Here is a 19,791-nt window from a genome sequence, read left to right on the forward strand (position 1 = left end):
TTATGTCTAAATTGAATGCGGTTTGAACTCATTTTCACACTAGTGTGAACGACAACAACATGGCACTTTCCGGATCCATTATTGGCAAGCTTAGACCAATTTGGATCAGCTGATCACCTTGAAAGGTCAATGGTTTAACCATCCACGCAGGTTTATGCTTCATCGTGCTAGAAAATGCAGACGGAGCGTCTAAAATCTCGACACGATACTGCTTGTCAGGGCAAAGCACAGGTAAACGAAGTCGACCACCTTGAGCGTATTTCGGCATTGCGAGTTGTGCGACAACAAGGAGCGTGACGGTGTCATCTTTCACACCATAAATGCGAGTGTTGGTGTCGGGCGATGGCAGGTTGAAACAACTGCCATGATGCAGAAGCGGACGATACTGTTTGTGCAAGCCAATGTAGCGAGCAAAAGCACGCAGCTCATTGTCTTCCAGGCCTACCGGATCTAATTCTGCACCCATGTGACCAAACAATGCGGTAATGCCTCGAAACGACATGTCATGGCAGCGTCTTGTGGTGTGGCTTTGGCGAGGGCCAATGTGGGAACCCATGACTTCGGGCGGGAAGAAATACTGCATGCCACGCTGGATGGCTTGGCGTTCCAACGCGTCGTTGCAATCGGATGTCCAAAAACGGTGCGTGCGTTTAAGCACTTCATAATCAACACGCCCGCCACCTGATGCGCATGATTCAATTTCGACGTAAGGATGGCGCAGCGTCAGATCATCAATGAGTGTGTACAATGCCAGCGTTTGCCGGTGATAAGCAGCGTTTAGAGCGTGACCGGCTTGGACCAACTCACGGTTCATGTCCCATTTCAGGTAGGCAATATTGTGCTCGGTCAGCAGGGCGTCCAATGATGTCAGCAAGTAGTGGTATGCGTCAGGATTTTGCAGATCGAGGACAAACTGATAGCGCCCTGCGGGTTGCGCGTAACCAAGTTCGTCTAACCCCAGCATCCAATCTGGGTGTTCACGAAAGAGGACGGAATCTTTGCTAACCATCTCGGGTTCTACCCATAACCCAAACTCCATCCCCAGTTGATTGATATGTTCAACAACAGGCTTGAGGCCTTCTGGATATTTGCGTTTGTCGACGCGCCAGTCGCCAAGCGCTCGCATTTCTCCATCTCGATTTAGGAACCAGCCATCGTCGAGAATAAAGCGCTCCACACCTAATCGAGCGACAGCACTCGCCATGTCCATAATGCGTTGTGGCTGGTGGTCGAAATACATGCCTTCCCATGTATTGAAATGCACGGGGCGCACCTTAGATTGCGGAAAATGAAGCACTGATGAACGTACGTATTGATGGAATTTCTGCATCATGCTGTTGAGGCCCTGTGAGGCGAAAACGGCATAAAGGGTCGGGGTTTCAAAACTTTCGCATGGCGCTAAGACAATTTCTCCCGGCGCGAGCAGTGCTTCGGCTTGCAAGTAGCGTCGCCCATCACTTTTTACGCGAGCTTGAAGACGGTGGTTGCCGCTCCAACCAAAATGCATACCTAGCACGTTGCCCGTCAGGTCATTGCTGCTCGACGGCAAGGTAATGATGCCAGGGAATGATTCATGAGAGGTGCGGCCACGTCGATTCTCTTGGATGAAGCCACTGTGTTCGAGAGGCGTTCTTTGAGTTTGAAACTCGTGAGACCAGCGTCCATGGAACGTCATAATATCGGAGAAGGTGTCATCAAACGGCAAGGTGAGAGCAAAACGGTTCACGGTATAGTCGTTGCAGCCAATGTTGATGAGTTGCTGTTTGAGCATGAGTACATCAGTGGCGTCATCGAGTTCGAGATAGATATTAATCTCTAGCGCGGCACGGGGGTCGGCGAGCGTGAGTGTGGCAGACGATAAGCTGTCGTTCACGGCGATCAGTTCGAAAACCGGCGCCCAATCTTTGCCGTTTCGATGCCCTTCAATGCCAGGGCTGCCAAAATCGCCTCGCCCTTGCTCTGGGCATAAGGCGAGAGGGATGTGTGAATCGAGACGTGCTTGTCCGACGGGCGCGTCAAACATTTCAGGCGACAACGAATGATCACGACTGAACTGGCTCCCCCAGTACACAATGGCTGGTACAGGGTCGAGTTGCACGATGAGGCTGTTATTCGCTGACTGCAGATGTAAAAAACGGGCTTCGGATGACGAAGATGGTGCGTGTGTGGAGGCATGGGAATAAGGCTTACTCATTATTATTATCCCTTAAACGAGCGCTGAACTGTCTCTGGCATGACAGATTCACGTGTGATCAATGTTGGCTGATAGGTACCATTTTTTTTCTGTGTGTCACTTTGCATGGATAACGCAATGGCAAGCTCTGCGGCATGTGTTGCCATGGCGGAGATGGGATAACGCACTGTCGTCAGTTTAGGGTGCATATAACGGGCGATGAGACTGTCATCAAATCCAACGACGGAAATATCGTGTGGGACTCGATAGCCATCATCGGTCAAGGCAGTAATCACCCCTGCGGCCATGCCGTCGTTATAGCAAAATACGGCACTGATTTTTTCTTCGCGCTGAAGAAGGGCTTTTATCGCCGCCTCTCCACCTTCTTCATCGGGTGGGGCGAATGCAATCCAGCTTTTGTCTTGCTCGCTTTCGCTGTTTGCATCCGGCGCACCAAGTTTGTGAGCAGTCAGTGCGTCGAGGTAACCTTGGCGGCGTTGTTGGGTATCTTCAATGTCATGATCAGAGCCAATATGGGCGATTCGCTGGTGACCTTGAGCAATTAAATGTTCAGTCGCCAAGTAGGCGCCGTGGTAGTTATCGAGGTAGACGCATCGCGCTTCTAATCCTTCGATTCGTCGATTGATAAACACCATGGCGGGCAGTTCACTTGCGTAGTTTTTCAACGTTTCATCATCCAGCGCTTTACTGTGGACGATCAATGCGCCGACTTGATTTTGAATCAAGGATTCGATGGCTTGCTTTTCGCGCTCAGCGTTGTGATAGCCATTGCCTATAAGCAGTTGATGACCGCGCTGGTGGGCGAGGTTATCTACTTCTTTCACCAATGTGCCGAAAAAGGGATCCGACACATCTGCGACGACAACGCCAATAGTAAGGCTTTTCCTGTTCACTAAGGTTCTTGCCGCCGCATTGGGGCGATAACCCAGATCTTTCATGGCGTTTTTTACGGACTCAACGGTATCGGGACGTGTTTGTGGCGAAAGGTTGATCACCCGTGAGACGGTTGCGACGGAAACCCCCGCCCGCTTTGCAACATCTTTAATGGTTGCCATTGCGACTCCTCCTCACTGATGGGTCATTAACCAAATGCATTCCCTCTGTCCATGTCAGATCCGAAGCTAGTCTTGCTCAAGCGATGTTACCGAGACTTCTTCGTCGGTTTGTTCGCGATAGGTCAGCGCTTGTTCGTTGTTGTCGAACAAGTGGATATCGCTTGGTGAGCAGCGCAACGGAACGGTTTGGAATGCTTTCACTGCGTTGTCGCCTGGGATGTGAACTTTGAATCCATCAATGCCACTGTATTGACCAAACAAGTAAGTACCGTTGCCCAATCGCTCAACCACTTCACTGTGAAACTCGAAATTAAAACCATCGCCTTTGCCAATCTGAATGTGCTCAGGGCGAATGCCCACCGTGACTTCCGCACCTTCATCGACCGGTTTCGCGATGGCGACCGTCAGGGTTTGTCCGTCAGGCATGGCCACATTCACTTCTGAACCGTTCACTGCCGAAACACGGCCGGGAATGAAATTCATTCTAGGCGAACCAATAAAACCGGCGACGAAAAGGTTGTCTGGATTGTGGTAAAGCGCCAGTGGAGAGCCGACTTGCTCAACATTCCCTGCGCGAAGCACAACGATTTTGTCCGCCAATGTCATGGCTTCCACTTGGTCGTGGGTGACATAGATCATGGTGTTTTTCAGTTCTTGGTGCAGCTTGGCGATTTGCAGACGCATTTCTACGCGAAGTTCCGCATCCAAGTTTGATAGGGGTTCATCAAACAAGAATACTTTCGGGTCACGCACGATGGCGCGACCGATTGCCACACGTTGACGCTGACCGCCGGACAATGCCTTGGGTTTACGGTCTAGTAGCGGTTCGAGTTGCAGTGTCTTTGCTGCGCGATCAACGTGACGCTTCACTTCTGCTGGGTCAACACCGTTCATTTTCAAGCCGAATCCCATGTTCTCGCGTACTGACATGTGCGGATACAGTGCATAGGATTGGAACACCATTGCCACACCGCGGTCGGCGGGGTCGACGTTGTTCACTTCCACGCCGTCAATGCTGATAGCGCCATCACTGATGGTTTCTAATCCCGCCACTAAGCGAAGCAAGGTGGACTTACCACACCCTGAAGGCCCGACGAAAACCACGAACTCCCCGCCAGTAATGTCTAGATCGATGCCATGAATGGTCTCAACTTTGCCAAAGCGTTTGATAACGTTTCTTAACGTGATATTTGCCATAACGCATGTCCTATGCCGTGCTGTTATCGACACCGCTCATTTTTATGCTCGGGTCGTCCTTTTTTAAAAATAGTGTGTTTTTTGCTTTATGGAAACGTTTACATTCATAATTTTGTGAACTAGTTTTAAATAAAGCCAACCTCTCGGTAACAATCTCGTTACATGTTCACGGGTTGAACATCGTAAATTAAGGACAGGACGTAATATGACTAGGCTTTCTTCAACAGCAACGTCGGGCAGCTCGCCAAGCAGAAGCAGTCTGACTTTAGCCCCTTGGTTTTTCCTCGCTCCGGCTATCGTGATTTTTTCGCTTTATGTGATGTACCCCATTTTACAAAGCGTGTGGTTAAGTTTTTTCGAATGGGATGGCCTAGGAGAAAAAACCTGGGTCGGATTTGATAACTACGTTGAGCTATTCGACTCCGACACGTTTTACACCTCTCTGTTCAATAACTTCCTCTGGATGGTGCTTTTCATGTTAGCCCCGCCCTTTGGATTGCTCATCGCGCTCTTTCTCAACCAAAAAGTCGCGGGCATTCGCCTGATTAAAGCCCTGTTTTTCTTCCCTTTTGTCATTTCTCAGGTGGTCGTTGGCTTAGTGTTTGCGTGGTTCTATGACCCCTCATTTGGTTTGCTGACACAAATCATGGTGGGAATGGGCTTTGATCCTGTATCCATTCTTGCTGACGAAGATTTGGTCACTTACGGAATCATTGCGGCTGGTCTTTGGCCACAAGTCGCGTACTGCATGATTTTGTACCTCACAGGCTTGAACAACCTCGACCCAGAACAGCTAGAAGCCGCCCGTTTAGATGGTGCTCGTCGCTGGAAAATGATGTGGTACGTGGTGGTGCCACAGCTCAAACCTGCCACTTTTATCGCAGTGGTAGTGACCGTGATTGGCGCCTTGAGGTCTTTTGATTTAGTCGCAACCATGACAGCCGGCGGCCCGTGGGGCAGTTCAACCGTGCTGGCGTACATGATGTATGAAGAGTCGATATTCAACTATCGCATGGGCTACGGCGCAGCGGTGGCCGTGGTGCTGTTCCTCATTATGGATATCTATATCGCCTACTTCTTGTGGCGCATGCTGAAAGGAGAGCGCTAATGTTTCCTAGACCGATTGAACATCAAGGCAGGTTCATCAATGTTGGCTATCGTGTCGCGCTCTACATTGCCGTCATCCTTTGGCTTATCCCGCTAGCCGCGGTGTTGATGACCTCGATTCGCTCCATTGCCGATATCAATGCGGGTAACTATTGGGGCTGGCCTGATGAACTACAGTTTGTTGAAAACTATACCCAAGTCTTCATTGCCACACCCATGGCGCGCTATTTGTTGAACAGCTTGCTGATCAGCCTCCCTGCGGTTGCGGGCGCGGTTGCGCTATCAACGTTGGCGGGTTTTGCACTGGCGAAATACAAGTTCAAAGGCAATGTTCTACTTTTCGCTATGTTTATTGGCGGGAACTTTGTGCCTTTTCAAATTTTGATGATTCCCGTGCGTGATTTGACCATTGATCTCGGGTTGTACGACACGCACTGGGCGCTGATTTTCTTCCATGTCGCGTTCCAAGCCGGTTTTTGTACCTTGTTCATGCGCAACTTTATGGTGGGAATACCGGACGCGTTGATAGAAGCAGCGAGGGTCGAAGGGGTAAGCGAATGGCGAATTTTCTGGTATGTGGTGCTTCCTTTAGTGAGGCCCGCACTGGCGGCATTGTCGGTTTTGGTCTTTACCTTTATTTGGAATGACTTTTTCTGGGCGCTAGTACTGGTTCAAAGCGATGAGGTTCGTCCTGTTACGGCAGGCCTGAACGCATTGCAAGGTCAGTGGCTCGCGTCTTGGCAATACATGTCAGCGGGAGCGGTGATTGCCGCACTGCCACCGGTGGCATTGTTCTTTACGATGCAACGACACTTTATTGCTGGCTTAACCCTTGGTGCGACAAAAGGGTAATGCTGGTTTTACTGAACGACGGATATTTTCGAACAACAGAAAGGATGAAGAGAATGAGAACGCTTGCAAAAAAAAGCTTTGGCGTACTGTGCAGTCTGTTTCTTCTGCTAAGTGGCTCAGTCAACGCAGGGGAGTTGGTGATCAACTCTGATGCCTCTGATCCCGCGCCGAAAAAAGCATGGGCTGAGGTGATTGCGAAATTCGAAGAAGCAAACCCAGACATCACGGTGAAGTACAACCTGTATGACCATGAAGCCTACAAAACCACGATCCGTAACTGGTTGGTAACGTCGCCACCTGATGTCGTGTTTTGGTATGCAGGTAACCGTATGAAAACCTTCGTTGACCGCGGCTTGTTCGAAGATGTCAGCGATATTTGGTCAGCAAACAACATGGCAGAAGACTTCTCAAGCGCCATGCCAGCAATGACCAGTAACGATAAGCAATATGGCGTGCCATACACCTATTACCAGTGGGGCATGTACTACCGCAAAGACTTGTTTGCCAAATACGACATCGCTGTGCCTAAAACGTGGGACGAGTTTGTCGCTGCATCGAAGACGTTGAAAGACAACGGTGTTACGCCGTTCACCATCGGCACGAAGTACCTGTGGACGGCTGCAGGTTGGTTTGATTACTTGAACATGCGTGTGAACGGTCTGGATTTCCACATTGACCTGATGGACGGCAAAGTGCCCTACACCGATCCCCGTGTGAAAGCGGTTTTCGCGAAGTGGGATGAACTGGTGAAACCGGGTTACTACCTTGAAAACCATGCGTCTTACTCTTGGCAGGAAGCACAGCCATTCTTGTACAACGGCGAAGCGGCGATGTACTTGATGGGCAACTTCTTGGCAGCGAACTTTACCGATGAAGTGCGTCCTAACATGGGCTTCTTCCAGTTCCCAGTGATCGACCCAGCGGTTCCAAACGCGGAAGATGCGCCTATGGATACGATTCATATTCCGTCGAAAGCGAAGAACAAAGAAGATGCGCGTAAGTTCCTCGCGTTTGTTGCTCAACCTGACATTCAAACCATGATCAATGAAGCGTTGTTGCAGATACCGACCAACAACAAAGCAACACCAAAAGATGATGAGTACCTGAATGCAGGTGTCTTGATGCTGAATGAAGCGGCGGGTACGGCGCAGTTCTATGACCGTGATACCGACCCTTCTATGGCGAAAGAAGGCATGAAGGGCTTCCAGCAATACATGGTTCACCCTGATCGCATCGACAAAATTCTGACTAAGTTAGAGAAAACGCGTCAGCGTACCTTTAAAGAATAAGCATAAGAATCATTGCTAGCATTTGCGGAGGCCCCCTCGATGGCCTCCGCTTTTTTATTTCCACGCTTTATATCGCTACACCCCGCCATTTCTCTTCGATCTGCACCTTGCCAGCACGCCAAATCGCGCGGATATTCCATATGCATGACGCGATATCTGTCACAAAACATCCTTTGGTGTACTAGAGTTATGGGACTGGTTTTTTAATTTCAGTGGGTTGATTCAACGCGCTGAGTATTTTGTTCGGACGGTGCTATGCCCAACCTGATTAGCGACAGTTATATGAACTCGACATATTTTAACTCTCGTTCAAAGGAGCGAGATGATCAGTCTGCGGGCAGTATTAATAACGTTAATCTGACAGTCACTGAGCGGGCTGAACTGTTGAACAAAGAACGCGAAGAAAAGAAGCAAGCCGAAGCAGCGCAAGAAGAAGCCCCGCAAAAACGTGATTTTCGTGGTTTGATTGACCGAGTGGCCGAACAAGAAGCCCAGAAAGCCAAGTTCTCAGCGTACACCACCCGACAGCAAGAACTGCTCAAGCAGGTGGAAAATACCATTACTCCTCAAAGCAACGAACGCAGCTACGAATTTAAAGTCTAGTGTTAACGTTTAGCTCCGGTGTTTGCGCCGATGTTTAGTGCCGATGTTTAGCGATGCTTTTTCAATTGATTAGTCGGTCCAGCGATATTTCCCCATCTTAACGACCCACACTCATTTCTCGTCGACGTGACCGTTTCTATTGAATATCTAGGGTAGAGTGGGCGTATTCTCAATCTACTCACAAGCATCGTGACGTTGCTTGTGTGTATCAACACGCAAAGGAGTGTGTATGTCGTTAACCCCTTTTCATGTCGCCATTCCTGTTCGACACCTTGAAGAGTCCCGCGCGTTTTATCGCGATGTTTTACGGTGCAGTGAAGGACGCAGCAGTGAGTGCTGGGTGGACTTTAATCTTTACGGACATCAACTGGTGATCCACCATGACCCTGCGATGGGGGAAGAGGGGAAAGTTCGGCTCCACCATAACTCGGTGGATAGCCATTCCGTACCCGTGCCACACATTGGTGTGGTGCTTGAAATGGCGGATTGGGAAGTGCTCGCAGCGCGGCTTAAAGAAAAAGGCGTGGCCTTTGTTATCGAGCCCTATGTGCGGTTTAAAGGGCAACCGGGCGAGCAAGCGACCATGTTCTTCTATGACCCTTCGGGTAATGCGTTGGAATTCAAATCGTTCAAGGACATCGAGGCTCAGCTTTTCGAAACCTGATGCTATTTGAGAGTGCTATTTGAACTCTAGCGCTGATCAAATCCACGTTTGATCGTCTGTGGCGACAGTCACGCCCGTCACGTCTGAACCTGTGTGTTGCGTGGATGCGGGTTCAATCATCATAAAGTGCGTATCGGGCGTTGCCACAGGGCAGTGCTCCACGCCTTTTGGCACGACGTACATTTCACCGGGGTTGAGCACAATCTCCTTGTCTCTGAGTTTCAGAGTAAGCTGGCCTTTCCACACCAGAAACAATTCGTCTTCGTTTTCATGACTGTGCCACACCAACTCACCACTGCCTTTGGCGATTTTTACCAACTGCCCGTTGGATTCAGCGAGAATTTTTGGTGTCCATTCTTCTTCAAACAGCGAGAACTTCTCCGTGATTGAAATCTTATCCATCATAAACTCCTTTTATTGTTTAAAACCCCGCCATCTTTTCGCCATTTTTGTTCATTGAATTTCCATTTTTCCTCCACGGTGTTGACATCTAAAGCAGGTGTAATAGTCATCAACAACCAAAGAAATAGTGAGAATAATGATGAGCAAACAAACAGAATCTAGCCGCTATACTCACCGAAATAACGATGAGTATAGGCATGAGCGTCCGGCACAAGACAATGGTATTTGGCGACAGTTTTCGTTTGGTATTCCGACATGGTTATGGCCGCTGTTGATTTGTTTGGTGTGGCTGATTCAACTGGCGGCGCATTAAAGGTTTTTACGACGAACTTGACGACGAATTCGTTTATGCGTTTTGCCAGCGCTTGATTGAACGCTTAACAGGTTCTGGTAGCCCGAATACGCGCAGGTTACCTGCCAACACGAGCACCACACCCAATGCGGATAACCATGTCCATTCATACCCTTCGAACACGGTAGAGAGTGACAGGGCAACCAGCGGGAATAACACGGTGCAATACGCAGCTTTTGCAGCACCAATTCGGCCTACCAAAGCGAGGTACGTGTTAAACCCGATGACTGAGCCAACAATGGCCAGATAGACGAGAGCAGAAAGATACAGCGGTGTGGTTGGCACATCCAATGGCACACCCATGAACAGCGCGATGACGAAAAGGTATATTGCGCCGTAGCCCATCGCCCACGCGGTTGTTGGTAGCAATGGCATCTCTTTCTTCTGGGCTTTAGCAGACACCATGTTCCCCATAGAAAAGAAATACGTGCCGACCAACGAAAGTGCGAGCCCCAGTAAGATGCTGGTGTCCATTTCTGCGCTGAGAAATTGGGAAGCAAAGAGTAAAACAACCCCAGTGAATCCCATGAGCGCCCCTTGAATAAAGCTGCCAGCAGGACGGCGTTTCTCCAATATCCACAGATTGAACGCATTCAGAATAGGTGCAAGTGAGAACACAACGGCGTTGAGCCCGCTCGGCAGATATTGCGTTGCTGCGTAGAAACAAAGGAAGTTGTTTGAAAACAGACACAGTGCGAGCAATGCGGCCATTTTGTGATTTTCGGCAGAGAGACGTGGCAACGCGTTGCGAAACAGCAACACAGCAAACAGCGCTAATGATGCCAACCCAAATCGCCAACCCACGGATACCACCACAGAGGTGTCACCGATTTGATAAGCAATGGCGAGCCAGGTTGACCCCCAGATAAACACGGTTGCTGCGTATAATATTCCGTTCATGCGCTACCACTCTCCGTTTACATACCCAACGCGTTGGAATGAAATTAACCCGCTGCTTACTTAGGTATGACGCCTAGCCAAAGACGTTGTTTTTATGAAATGCACCGTCGTCGCGTGTCGATAGGAAATATCAAAAACAGTTAAGACATCGGTTTAATGCAACGCCAATATAACGCGCTACTGATCGTCGTTCTTACAAGGAATTGCTATTTTTATAGAATCTTGCGCTTTTCTTTTTCGACTGGTGTTCATCGAGATAGGCAATCAGTATATTAAAGGGAGCATCATCAAGGAGTCGTGATGAGTAAAAGCAAGTCTCAACAGATTCAGAGACAACGGATTCAGAGACAACGGGTTTACAACGTGTTGCAAAACAACACGGCAAAGTTGCACAACGAGCTATGGCTGGAAAACGGCATGGGTTCTGCTGTGTGGAGCAACAGCCACGGCAGCGCGAGCTATGACAAACCCGGGCATCATACGTTGAGCTTTTACTTGGCCGGCGGTGAGAACACCAAGCGCCGTTCGCGCACCGGAGATCTTTACGGTGGCGAAGATAAGTTGTGTTTGATGCCTAAAGACCATCGTTCAGACTGGTCGTTTTCTGACCCTTTCCGTTTTTTCCATTTCTATTTCGAACAGGCGCATTTACAGCGCTTTGCCGAACAGGTTTTCGACAAAGAAGGCCGCCATATTGAGTTGAAAGAGTGTACATTCGTTGACGATCCTTTTGTCAGTCAACTGGTTCGTCAAACCATGTTGAAACTGGACTGGTCGCAAAGCACGGATAGGTTGATGCTCTCTCACGCGCAACAAATGATGTTGCTACATATGGTGAGGCAATATTGTCATCAGCCCATGAAGTTGGCTGTTAGCAGTGGTGGCTTGTCACCGCAAAATCAACGTCGCGTCATTGAATATGTCGAAGCCCATCTTTCGCAAGCGTTTTCATTGGCTGAGTTGGCGGCGTTAACACAGTTAAGCGAGTTTCACTTTGCGCGCATGTTTAAAACGAGTTTCGGTACAACACCGCATCAATACGTGCTGTTTCGCCGCGTTGAACTGGCGAAAATCCTACTGACTCAGAACAGCCTTTCCTTGGTCGATGTGGCGTCGGCGTGCGGATTTTCCTCTCAACAACACCTCTCACAACAATTCAAACTTCGTGTTGGAGCAACTCCTGCCGTGTTCCGTCGTGAACAGGTAAAAGGTCATTAACCTCGAACAACATGAATCCTGCGTCTTCATCACCCTAATTGCTCAATCTTGATACACAACCTCTTTAGCGGTATGCGTAAATTGAAGTGTTAGTACCAATCAAATTACATGTTCAGTCATTCTTGCTAGTTTAAAACTCGGTTGTGCCCAAAGGAGAACGCGCATGACGACCAACGAAGCGACACCGATAGAGAAATTTGTGACGGTTTCCCGTGCTTGCGGCGAAGTGTGGGGTTTACAGTGTAAAGATGGCTGGGTGATCTGCGACTCTTCGATTTATGAAGATACCGATGTCATGCCGTTTTGGTCATCGAAAGATGCGGCTGCGATTCACTGTGTGGACGAATGGGAAGATTTTGCGCCCGTGTCGATCGCGATTCCCGAGTTTTTAGATGAGTGGTTAGTTGATCTGGCGAAAGACGCCGTGATGCTTGGCCCTGATTGGGGGAGTGATCTGAGTGGTGAGGAAATAGAAGCCGCCGAATTGGTCACTCGGTATTTACAGATAAACCTTCCTCACTAGCGTGCACGCACCGCGCACCGCGCACTGTCAATTTCCATTTACAGAACCTTCTTTACAGTGTGTGTTGCTGCTGAACGCGCTCTTGCGTTGCCGTTTCTGATTACCGACTGCTATTCCTTTTAGTGACTGTGTTGGCGATGTCGCCAGCGAAAAGGAATCAATTTGCTTTTAGCAAGCAGGCAGGAGAATTTGAGTATGGCAAATACAACCATTAACCCAATGGGAACGGATGGCTTTGAGTTTGTGGAATATACCGCGCCCAACGCGGCAGGGATTGCTGAACTCAAAACGCTATTTTCGATGATGGGCTTTGCAGAAATCGCCAAGCACAAACATAAAGACGTGTGGTTATATCGCCAAGGTGACATTAACTTCATCGTAAATGGTGAACATGACTCACAGGCAGAAGGGTTCGCCAAACAGCATGGTGCCAGCGTGAATGCCATGGCATTTCGGGTGAAGGATTCAAACCACGCCATGCACTATGCCGTACAACAAGGCGCTGAGGCATGCGAGCCTCGTATTGGCCTTATGGAGCTGAACATTCCTGCAATTCACGGCATTGGTGGGTCGTATCTTTACTTGGTTGATCGATATGGTGACAGCGAGATTTATGACATCGATTTTAACTTCTACCCCCACTGGCAGGAGACGTTAAAAGAGGCCGATGCAGGTTTACAGGTCATCGATCATCTCACCCATAATGTCGAAAAAGGCAACATGGACGTTTGGTCTGATTTTTATGACCGTATCGCCAATTTCAAAGAGATCCGATTCTTCGACATTGAAGGCAAACTCACGGGGTTGAAATCCCGCGCCTTGACCGCGCCTTGTGGGAAAATTCGTATACCAATTAATGAATCGAGCGATGATAAATCGCAAATCGCTGAGTATCTTGATGCATACAACGGAGAAGGCATTCAGCATATTGCACTGAGCACGGAAGATATCTATCAAACCGTGGAAACCCTGCGGTCGCGCGGAATGCGGTTTATGAATACGCCTGATACCTATTATGAAAATGTCGATTCACGTGTAGAAGGCCACGACGAAAATGTGGAAACATTGCGTGATTATCGCGTGTTAATTGATGGCAGTATCGACACGGGCATTTTACTGCAGATTTTCACCGATACGGTTATTGGTCCCGTGTTCTTTGAAATTATCCAGCGCAAAGGCAATCAAGGTTTTGGCGAGGGGAATTTCCAAGCGTTGTTTGAGTCGATTGAACTCGATCAGATTCGACGCGGCGTGTTGGATGCGGGTTAACGCTTTGGCTTGCAGAGTTGTTAGTCAAAGAAGCATGAGGCCGTTAGTGCGGCCTTCTTTCGCGAAAAGTTCGTTGGGTGAAAGGTTATTGAGTACTTAAACGTCCAATGATTTATCGTTTTTACGGATATCAAAAAGCAATTGATAGAAGAATTCTTTGCGCAAGGTCGATTCGCTATCATCAAATCGTAGACCCGCCGTTGGTGGGTCTTTTTCGTTATTGACTGCTACAACCTTGCCCGTTATTTTCCCGCTGATCGAATCACCATACTCCAAGATAATTTGCAGCGTTTCATCTTCAAAGAGTAAATGATCGTCAGCAGAGACTTCCAAGCAGCACCCTGATACGGAATAGTCAGTCATCGTTGCGTTGAAAGTCCCTTCGCTGTCTTGGATACGAATTGACATATTGGTATCAATGCGCGGTTGTTGGCGAATTTGCCTGTGTGCGACGTTATCCGGAATAGAGACAATCAGCAGCTTGATCGGGCTTTTTATCACGCCCATGACCAAGCACCGAAACGCGATAACATCGCGAAATTCGCTGTCAGTAATGGCACGGACAATAATTTGATTATTAGGTATCTGAAACCGTTCAATAATCGGGTCTTGACCTGTCGGGCAGTCAATTAAAAGAAACTGCTCTTTTCTGTACCCGACTAGCCGAGAAACCACCTGCGTTTTACGTGGGTCGTCAGACAGTTCAATATTGAGCCGAGCCCCGACGGCAAGCAGTCGATAGAAACTGTCAGAGCCTTCGGTTTTGAGTGATTGCATGGCAATGTTCCGTCGAGATTTCGCTTAAAGATATTTGTTTATGATGCTGTTTATTTCATTGTTTTCATTCATTTGAAGCAGGCGTTGATCGATATATTGCTTGATCTCAGGGTCGATGTTGGGTGAATACGCCAAATGAATGTTGTAGTTTGGGATCAGGTTGCTGACTTGATGGAGTTGGTAGTCTTGGTCTGTAAACCCTAAACGTTTTAAGTGATATTTGAGGCGAATATCCATTTCGACAAACCCCCCAGTATTTTTTAGTCGGTCTACAACGCGAAACGCCGCATCGTAATTCTTCACTCTGACTTCGCTCACTTCCCCTTTCTTAATCTTTGCATCAAGCCCGGGGTAGTCAAACCCAAACAACAAAACAGCAATCTTGCCATTCAAATCATGGGGTAACTGATATGGGAGGCCATCATTTGTATTGCTCACAATGCTGTGTTTGACCTCAAAAAGCGGCGATGAAGAGAGGTTGGCGGATTGCATTCCTCCCCATTGCGGACTGCCGTAGGTGATCCAGTTTTTGTCTTGATTGTCAGTCAATTGGAGAACCATTCTGTTGAAAGGGTAAGTATGAATGGCCAATTCATGGTCGCTCCCTTCGAGCGCTTTGACCAAAACATCGGTGATGATCCCTCGATGGTTCTGGCCTTCATCTTGTATTTGCAATGGCTCGGATTGATCTTGCACCACATAGTAGTCAAGAGTATCGGCAACAGTGGGGGAGGAGATGATAAGCCCGGTCGAACAACATAATGGCAATAGGTAAGCACGAGAAATCCAAGGGCTTTTTTTAGACATAGTAATGATCATCCAAGTTTGTGATTTTTGGCTACTATTAGAGATAACTGCTTCTTAATTGAGACACCAAATAAGCCTAGACTATGTTGAATCAAAAAGAGAATCTTCCTCATCCATCAAGTATGGCCGCCAGATTGGTGGGCAGGTTGTTGTTCGTATGTAGTCTGTTGGCCTTTTTGGTCGCCGCGTTTGCTTTGTATTTGGATTACCAAGCGCGCTCAGAGCAACTTCGTCAGAATGCGTTACTGATCCATGACACCGATTTATCGAGTATCTCGAACAGCGTTTGGCAAGAAGATCTCGATCAAGTGGGTGTCATCGTGAGCGGAATTTTTCAGCACCCCGATATTTCCTACGTCCGTGTTTTTGATTCTTCCCGTGTGTTAGCAGAAGCGGGAGAAAGCCCACCAGAGCCGAAAATTTCATATCAATGGCCCATGGTTCATGAGCAATTTGGCAACAAGTACAGTCTTGGTTATGTGCAGATAGAAGTCAGCTTACAGCAGGTTTATAACGCGTTAACCGAGCGATTTTTGACACTGCTTTTATTTTTGGGCGGCGCGATTTTGGTGCTCGGCGGAATGGTATTTTTCATCGTTTACATTGATGTCGTTCGACCGCTGATATGGATTTCCCAAGGCGTGACGAAGTTTGATGGCGACAACTTACCCACGGCCATCGTACCGCCAAAAAGTAAAATGGGTGAGGAGTTGGTGACTTTGTACACTCAGTACAACAACACGGTTGAAAAAATGCGTGAATACAGTGCTGAGCTTCATCAATCTAAAGAAACGGCGGAAGATGCCAACCTGAAAAAGAGTGAGTTTCTGGCCAACATGAGTCATGAAATTCGCACGCCAATGAATGGCATCATTGGTATGTCCTCGCTGCTGAAAGGCACGCCACTAAACGAAGAGCAGCAAGAGTTCATTGACATGCTGGAGACGTCTTCACTGTCTTTGTTGGATATTATTAACGACATTTTGGATTTCTCTAAGATAGAAGCGGGTAAATTTGAGTTGGAAATTTTAGAGCTCAACTTGTTTGAACTTAACCGAGATATTGAACACCTCTTCCGGCTGAGAACGAAGGAAAAAGACCTCGCGTTCGAGTGTCATGTGGATGAAAGCCTTGCGCCTGTGTTAATGGGTGACGCGGTGAGGTTGCGTCAGGTGATGATTAACTTGGTCGGGAACGCTGTGAAGTTCACCGAGCAGGGCAGTATTCATGTGGGCATTCGCAAGGTCGAAAGCGAAGATCAGCAAGTCACAGTGCTATTTGAAGTACGGGACACGGGTATTGGTATCCCTGTCGACAAGCACGACACGATTTTTGAGAAATTTGAGCAAGCTGATGGCAGCATGAGCCGCAATTTTGGTGGTACAGGGCTAGGGCTAGCCATTTCAAGCCAGATCGTAGAGTTAATGGGCGGTCAATTGCAGCTTGAAAGCGCCGAGAACGAAGGAAGTCGCTTCTTTTTCACTACCACCTTTGATAGGGCTCAAGTGCCAGAAGGGGCTCCGATCGATTCCATGCTGTTTGCTGATGCGGCGATTTTGCTGGTGGATGACAGCCGTTTGAACATGCGCATTACCAGTGCCCAACTCGGTAGCATGGGGTGTCAGGTGTCATGCTGTTTACGACCAGAAGATACGGAAGAAATGATTGCTGAGCGGATGGAATCCGGTAGGCCATATAAAGTGGTGATCCTTGATAAATTGATGCCTAACGTTGATGGTTTCGCCATTGCCTCTCGGCTGCGGAGCCGTTTTGGCCAGCGCTGTCCAAGCTTAATGATGATCACTGCCGCGCCAGATATGCATGATAGCGTGAAGCTAGAAAATTTTCGTATCGAGGGATATTTGTCTCGCCCTTATAAATTCAATGACCTTAAAAATGTGTTAGCTCGTATTCTTCGTGGTCAGCAGTCGCAATTTGATGTTATTCAAATGAGTGGCGAAGTTAATGAGCAATCCCCCGCAGCAAGAGAGGTCGAGGAGTCAGGTTTCTATCATGGTCATGTGCTGGTAGTGGAAGACACCTTGGTGAATCAGCGCGTGGTGCAGGCGATGTTAACGCGTCTTGGTGTTGAGGTCGTATTGGCTGAGAACGGTAAGGTGGCGCTGGAACTTTGTCAGCAAGAAAGTTTTGATTTGATCTTTATGGATTGCCAAATGCCCATCATGGATGGGTACCAAGCCTCAAGATTGTTGAGAGAGTATGGTTACGCGCCGCATACGCCGATAGTAGCACTTACCGCCAATGCGACCTCACAAGACCGAGATGATTGCTTAAAAGCGGGCATGGATGACTATATCGCTAAGCCAGTGAGGAAAGCGGATTTAGAGCGCATGATAAAGCTGCACATGCCGGGGTCGGTGCAAGAGCGTGCTAAAACGAATTAGGCGAATACGCCCCGCACAATAACCGCTCAAAAAAACGCCTGCATACTTTGCAGGCGTTTTGCTATTCACGCGACTGGCTGTGTGTTCTTTGGCGCTAAGCGCTCGCCCAGCCAGTGAGCATGGCAGAGATTCTCGCCATTACATGGCGGATTTCCACTCTTCAAGCAAGGCATCATAATTGATGGTTTGCCCTTTCGGTTTCTCGTTTTGTAGCTTGGCTTTTGGCGCACCTGGAAGGTTTAGCCAATAGTCAGCATCACGCGGTTTGTTGAGCTTAGGCCCACATTCACCTTGTACATTGGCACGCTCAAGACGACGCAACACTTTATCTTGCGCGGCGGCTAAGCCGTTAAGCGCTTCTTGCGGTGTTTTCTCGCCATTTGCGGCTTCCGCGATGAATTGCCACCACAGTTGAGCCAGTTTTGGATAATCCGGAACGTTAGTGCCTGTTGGTGTCCACTGAACGCGTGCTGGACTGCGATAGAACTCGACCAGTCCACCCAGTTTTGGCGCAACATCAGTCATGGCTTGCGAGTTAATATCAGACTCACGAATCGGCGTTAAACCAACCAACGTCTTCTTCAGCGAGACGGTTTTAGCCACAGTAAACTGCGCATACAACCATGCTGCCATACGACGTTTCGGTTCAGTTGATTGCATGAGCGTCCAAGAACCTGTGTCTTGGTAGCCCAGCTTCATACCTTCTTCCCAGTATGGACCGCGAGGCGAAGGTGCCATGCGCCACTTCGGCGTTCCGTCAGGGTTAACCACGGCCAAACCTGGCTTAGTCATGTCAGCGGTGAACGCGGTGTACCAGAAGATTTGTTGAGCGATAGACCCTTGTGCAGGCACAGGGCCAGCTTCTGAGAAGGTCATACCTTGCGCTTCTGGTGGCGCGTAATCACGCAGCCAATCCACGTATTTGGTGGTGGCAAACACTGCCGCTGGGCCATTGGTTGCCCCGCCGCGCTCGACACTTGAACCCACAGGTGAACAGCCGTCCACGCGGATGCCCCATTCATCGACAGGGATACCGTTAGGAATGCCTTTGTCGCCCGCGCCCGCCATGGAGAACCATGCATCAGTAAAACGCCATCCTAATGATGGGTCTTTTTTACCGTAGTCCATGTGCCCATAAACGCGTTCGCCGTCGATTTCTTTTACGTGAACGGAAAAGAATTCGGCAATGTCTTCATAGGCCGACCAGTTAACAGGCACACCCAGTTCATAGCCGTAGATGTCTTTGAATTTGGCTTTGAGATCGTCGCGGGCAAACCAGTCAGCACGGAACCAATAGAGGTTGGCAAATTGTTGATCCGGTAGCTGGTAGATTTTTCCGTCTGGGCCTGTGGTAAAACTAAGGCCGATGAAGTCATCAAGGTCGAGTGTTGGCAAGGTAATGTCTTTACCTTCACTTTCCATGTAGTCGCTGATCGGGAAGACTTTCCCGTATCGGAAGTGCGTACCAATCAAGTCAGAGTCATTGATGTAGGCATCATAGATACTGCGGTTTGATTGCATTTCAGTTTGCAGCTTTTCGACCACATCCCCTTCTTGAATCAGGTCATGTGTCACCTTGATCCCCGTGACCGCTTCGAAGGCTTTTGCAAGCACTTTCGATTCGTATTCATGGGTGGTGATGGTTTCGGATACGACCTTGATTTCCATACCGCGGAAAGGTTTGGCTGCATTTGTGAACCACGCTAGTTCTTTAAGCTGTTCATCTTTGGTAAGCGTTGAAGGGGTAAATTCATCATTCACCCACTTCGATGCTGCGTCGCTGTACTGGTCGGCGTTTACCGCCGGTGCTAGTAACAACCCGATCATGAACCCGAGAGGCGTCCATTTGGTTACAGCAGGCAATTGCTTCATAGTTTCGCTCCTTTGTCGTTTTCCCTAACCCCAACGAAGAACGGTGACTAGCCATACAATAGCTATCCCAAAGGGATACCAAATGGGAAGATCCGTCATTCCGATGAAGAGAAGGTGAATATAGGCACTGCCGAGCAGGCCTATAAATAATCGATCACCACGGGTTGTGCGGATAGGCAAAAATCCTTTCCTTTCCACGCAAGGCCGAAGTACTTCGAATACGGTCATGGCTGTCAACATGCAGCCAATAGTGATAAAAAACAGAGCACTTGGTAGTGTCCAGGCCATCCAACTCATTGTCTTTC

The 19,791-nt window shown here is 48.6% G+C and carries 19 protein-coding genes; 10 read left to right on the plus strand and 9 right to left on the minus strand.

Annotated elements, in window-relative coordinates; translation table 11 throughout:
• Positions 1 to 34: 34 nt before the first annotated feature.
• The 3 genes from Q365_RS0101825 to Q365_RS0101835 form a co-directional block, all read right to left on the minus strand.
• Positions 35 to 2,194 carry an alpha-galactosidase gene (locus Q365_RS0101825; RefSeq protein ID WP_035024262.1) on the minus strand — a complete coding sequence of 720 codons (2,160 nt, stop codon included), beginning with the start codon at positions 2,192 to 2,194 and terminating at the stop codon, positions 35 to 37.
• Between the two features lie 5 nt (positions 2,195 to 2,199).
• A complete protein-coding gene (locus Q365_RS0101830) occupies positions 2,200 to 3,249 on the minus strand; it encodes a substrate-binding domain-containing protein (RefSeq protein WP_028021735.1) in 1,050 nt (349 codons plus the stop codon).
• Between the two features lie 66 nt (positions 3,250 to 3,315).
• Entirely contained in the window at positions 3,316 to 4,446 is a 1,131-nt protein-coding gene (locus Q365_RS0101835) for an ABC transporter ATP-binding protein (RefSeq protein WP_028021736.1), read from the minus strand.
• 205 nt (positions 4,447 to 4,651) lie between these two features.
• Between Q365_RS0101835 and Q365_RS0101840 the strand changes: the two genes are divergently transcribed.
• The 5 genes from Q365_RS0101840 (at position 4,652) to Q365_RS0101860 (ending at position 8,961) form a co-directional block, all read left to right on the plus strand.
• The gene (locus Q365_RS0101840) at positions 4,652 to 5,554 is read left to right on the plus strand and encodes a carbohydrate ABC transporter permease (RefSeq protein ID WP_028021737.1); all 903 of its coding nucleotides are present in this window, start codon (positions 4,652 to 4,654) and stop codon (positions 5,552 to 5,554) included.
• The gene (locus Q365_RS0101845; protein WP_028021738.1) at positions 5,554 to 6,405 is read left to right on the plus strand and encodes a carbohydrate ABC transporter permease; all 852 of its coding nucleotides are present in this window, start codon (positions 5,554 to 5,556) and stop codon (positions 6,403 to 6,405) included. The genes Q365_RS0101840 and Q365_RS0101845 overlap by 1 nt, the downstream gene beginning before the upstream one ends.
• 53 nt (positions 6,406 to 6,458) lie before the next feature.
• Complete coding sequence (locus Q365_RS0101850; protein ID WP_035024263.1) at positions 6,459 to 7,694, plus strand: ABC transporter substrate-binding protein; 1,236 nt, start codon at positions 6,459 to 6,461, stop codon at positions 7,692 to 7,694.
• A 255-nt stretch (positions 7,695 to 7,949) separates the two neighbouring features.
• Positions 7,950 to 8,297, plus strand: coding sequence for a hypothetical protein (locus Q365_RS0101855; protein ID WP_028021740.1), 348 nt, complete (start codon positions 7,950 to 7,952; stop codon positions 8,295 to 8,297).
• Positions 8,298 to 8,526: 229 nt separating this feature from the next.
• On the plus strand, positions 8,527 to 8,961 hold the full coding sequence (locus Q365_RS0101860) for a VOC family protein (protein ID WP_028021741.1): 435 nt from the start codon (positions 8,527 to 8,529) through the stop codon (positions 8,959 to 8,961).
• 36 nt (positions 8,962 to 8,997) lie between these two features.
• On the opposite strand, the gene Q365_RS0101865 is transcribed toward Q365_RS0101860, so the two are convergent.
• Positions 8,998 to 9,363 carry a cupin domain-containing protein gene (locus tag Q365_RS0101865; protein ID WP_028021742.1) on the minus strand — a complete coding sequence of 122 codons (366 nt, stop codon included), beginning with the start codon at positions 9,361 to 9,363 and terminating at the stop codon, positions 8,998 to 9,000.
• A 139-nt stretch (positions 9,364 to 9,502) separates the two neighbouring features.
• Here Q365_RS0101865 and Q365_RS26865 point away from each other — a divergent pair, with 139 nt between their 5' ends.
• On the plus strand, positions 9,503 to 9,676 hold the full coding sequence (locus Q365_RS26865; protein ID WP_162176361.1) for a hypothetical protein: 174 nt from the start codon (positions 9,503 to 9,505) through the stop codon (positions 9,674 to 9,676).
• Positions 9,677 to 9,709: 33 nt separating this feature from the next.
• Here Q365_RS26865 and Q365_RS0101875 read toward each other — a convergent pair whose 3' ends face one another.
• Positions 9,710 to 10,615: a DMT family transporter gene (locus Q365_RS0101875; RefSeq protein ID WP_028021743.1), complete on the minus strand. Its 906-nt coding sequence runs from the start codon at positions 10,613 to 10,615 to the stop codon at positions 9,710 to 9,712.
• A 300-nt stretch (positions 10,616 to 10,915) separates the two neighbouring features.
• On the opposite strand from Q365_RS0101875, the gene Q365_RS0101880 reads away from it, so the two are divergent.
• The 3 genes from Q365_RS0101880 to hppD all read left to right on the plus strand — a co-directional run bounded on the left by Q365_RS0101880 (position 10,916) and on the right by hppD (position 13,625).
• Complete coding sequence (locus tag Q365_RS0101880; RefSeq protein ID WP_028021744.1) at positions 10,916 to 11,833, plus strand: helix-turn-helix domain-containing protein; 918 nt, start codon at positions 10,916 to 10,918, stop codon at positions 11,831 to 11,833.
• A 163-nt stretch (positions 11,834 to 11,996) separates the two neighbouring features.
• On the plus strand, positions 11,997 to 12,356 hold the full coding sequence (locus tag Q365_RS0101885; protein ID WP_028021745.1) for a DUF2750 domain-containing protein: 360 nt from the start codon (positions 11,997 to 11,999) through the stop codon (positions 12,354 to 12,356).
• Between the two features lie 195 nt (positions 12,357 to 12,551).
• Positions 12,552 to 13,625 (plus strand): 4-hydroxyphenylpyruvate dioxygenase, encoded by a 1,074-nt coding sequence (hppD, locus tag Q365_RS0101890; protein ID WP_028021746.1) that lies wholly within the window; start codon positions 12,552 to 12,554, stop codon positions 13,623 to 13,625.
• A gap of 96 nt (positions 13,626 to 13,721) precedes the next feature.
• Here hppD and Q365_RS0101895 read toward each other — a convergent pair whose 3' ends face one another.
• Together Q365_RS0101895 and Q365_RS0101900 are read right to left on the minus strand one after the other, a co-directional pair.
• The gene (locus tag Q365_RS0101895) at positions 13,722 to 14,402 is read right to left on the minus strand and encodes a flagellar brake protein (protein ID WP_028021747.1); all 681 of its coding nucleotides are present in this window, start codon (positions 14,400 to 14,402) and stop codon (positions 13,722 to 13,724) included.
• Positions 14,403 to 14,426: 24 nt separating this feature from the next.
• The gene (locus tag Q365_RS0101900) at positions 14,427 to 15,209 is read right to left on the minus strand and encodes a type 2 periplasmic-binding domain-containing protein (RefSeq protein ID WP_035024264.1); all 783 of its coding nucleotides are present in this window, start codon (positions 15,207 to 15,209) and stop codon (positions 14,427 to 14,429) included.
• 83 nt (positions 15,210 to 15,292) lie between these two features.
• On the opposite strand from Q365_RS0101900, the gene Q365_RS0101905 reads away from it, so the two are divergent.
• Positions 15,293 to 17,614, plus strand: a complete 2,322-nt coding sequence (locus tag Q365_RS0101905) for a response regulator (RefSeq protein ID WP_028021749.1) — start codon at positions 15,293 to 15,295, stop codon at positions 17,612 to 17,614.
• 138 nt (positions 17,615 to 17,752) lie between these two features.
• Here Q365_RS0101905 and Q365_RS0101910 read toward each other — a convergent pair whose 3' ends face one another.
• A complete protein-coding gene (locus Q365_RS0101910) occupies positions 17,753 to 19,486 on the minus strand; it encodes an ABC transporter substrate-binding protein (protein ID WP_028021750.1) in 1,734 nt (577 codons plus the stop codon).
• A 24-nt stretch (positions 19,487 to 19,510) separates the two neighbouring features.
• Positions 19,511 to 19,783: a DUF2160 domain-containing protein gene (locus Q365_RS0101915; RefSeq protein ID WP_028021751.1), complete on the minus strand. Its 273-nt coding sequence runs from the start codon at positions 19,781 to 19,783 to the stop codon at positions 19,511 to 19,513.
• Positions 19,784 to 19,791 lie beyond the last annotated feature (8 nt).

Source organism: Enterovibrio calviensis DSM 14347, from assembly GCF_000621165.1.
Taxonomy (GTDB): Bacteria; Pseudomonadota; Gammaproteobacteria; order Enterobacterales; family Vibrionaceae; genus Enterovibrio; species Enterovibrio calviensis.

Excerpts from the sequence above, each read along its gene's own strand:
- Q365_RS0101880 (WP_028021744.1), top strand. The coding sequence starts at position 10,916 with ATGAGTAAAAGCAAGTCTCAACAGATTCAGAGACAACGGATTCAGAGA.
- Q365_RS0101900 (WP_035024264.1), bottom strand. The coding sequence starts at position 15,209 with ATGTCTAAAAAAAGCCCTTGGATTTCTCGTGCTTACCTATTGCCATTA.
- Q365_RS0101915 (WP_028021751.1), bottom strand. The coding sequence starts at position 19,783 with ATGAGTTGGATGGCCTGGACACTACCAAGTGCTCTGTTTTTTATCACT.
- Q365_RS0101910 (WP_028021750.1), bottom strand. The coding sequence starts at position 19,486 with ATGAAGCAATTGCCTGCTGTAACCAAATGGACGCCTCTCGGGTTCATG.
- Q365_RS26865 (WP_162176361.1), top strand. The coding sequence starts at position 9,503 with ATGAGCAAACAAACAGAATCTAGCCGCTATACTCACCGAAATAACGAT.
- Q365_RS0101840 (WP_028021737.1), top strand. The coding sequence starts at position 4,652 with ATGACTAGGCTTTCTTCAACAGCAACGTCGGGCAGCTCGCCAAGCAGA.
- Q365_RS0101895 (WP_028021747.1), bottom strand. The coding sequence starts at position 14,402 with ATGCAATCACTCAAAACCGAAGGCTCTGACAGTTTCTATCGACTGCTT.
- Q365_RS0101845 (WP_028021738.1), top strand. The coding sequence starts at position 5,554 with ATGTTTCCTAGACCGATTGAACATCAAGGCAGGTTCATCAATGTTGGC.
- Q365_RS0101905 (WP_028021749.1), top strand. The coding sequence starts at position 15,293 with ATGTTGAATCAAAAAGAGAATCTTCCTCATCCATCAAGTATGGCCGCC.
- Q365_RS0101835 (WP_028021736.1), bottom strand. The coding sequence starts at position 4,446 with ATGGCAAATATCACGTTAAGAAACGTTATCAAACGCTTTGGCAAAGTT.
- Q365_RS0101875 (WP_028021743.1), bottom strand. The coding sequence starts at position 10,615 with ATGAACGGAATATTATACGCAGCAACCGTGTTTATCTGGGGGTCAACC.
- Q365_RS0101855 (WP_028021740.1), top strand. The coding sequence starts at position 7,950 with ATGCCCAACCTGATTAGCGACAGTTATATGAACTCGACATATTTTAAC.
- Q365_RS0101885 (WP_028021745.1), top strand. The coding sequence starts at position 11,997 with ATGACGACCAACGAAGCGACACCGATAGAGAAATTTGTGACGGTTTCC.
- Q365_RS0101850 (WP_035024263.1), top strand. The coding sequence starts at position 6,459 with ATGAGAACGCTTGCAAAAAAAAGCTTTGGCGTACTGTGCAGTCTGTTT.
- Q365_RS0101865 (WP_028021742.1), bottom strand. The coding sequence starts at position 9,363 with ATGGATAAGATTTCAATCACGGAGAAGTTCTCGCTGTTTGAAGAAGAA.
- hppD (WP_028021746.1), top strand. The coding sequence starts at position 12,552 with ATGGCAAATACAACCATTAACCCAATGGGAACGGATGGCTTTGAGTTT.
- Q365_RS0101830 (WP_028021735.1), bottom strand. The coding sequence starts at position 3,249 with ATGGCAACCATTAAAGATGTTGCAAAGCGGGCGGGGGTTTCCGTCGCA.
- Q365_RS0101860 (WP_028021741.1), top strand. The coding sequence starts at position 8,527 with ATGTCGTTAACCCCTTTTCATGTCGCCATTCCTGTTCGACACCTTGAA.
- Q365_RS0101825 (WP_035024262.1), bottom strand. The coding sequence starts at position 2,194 with ATGAGTAAGCCTTATTCCCATGCCTCCACACACGCACCATCTTCGTCA.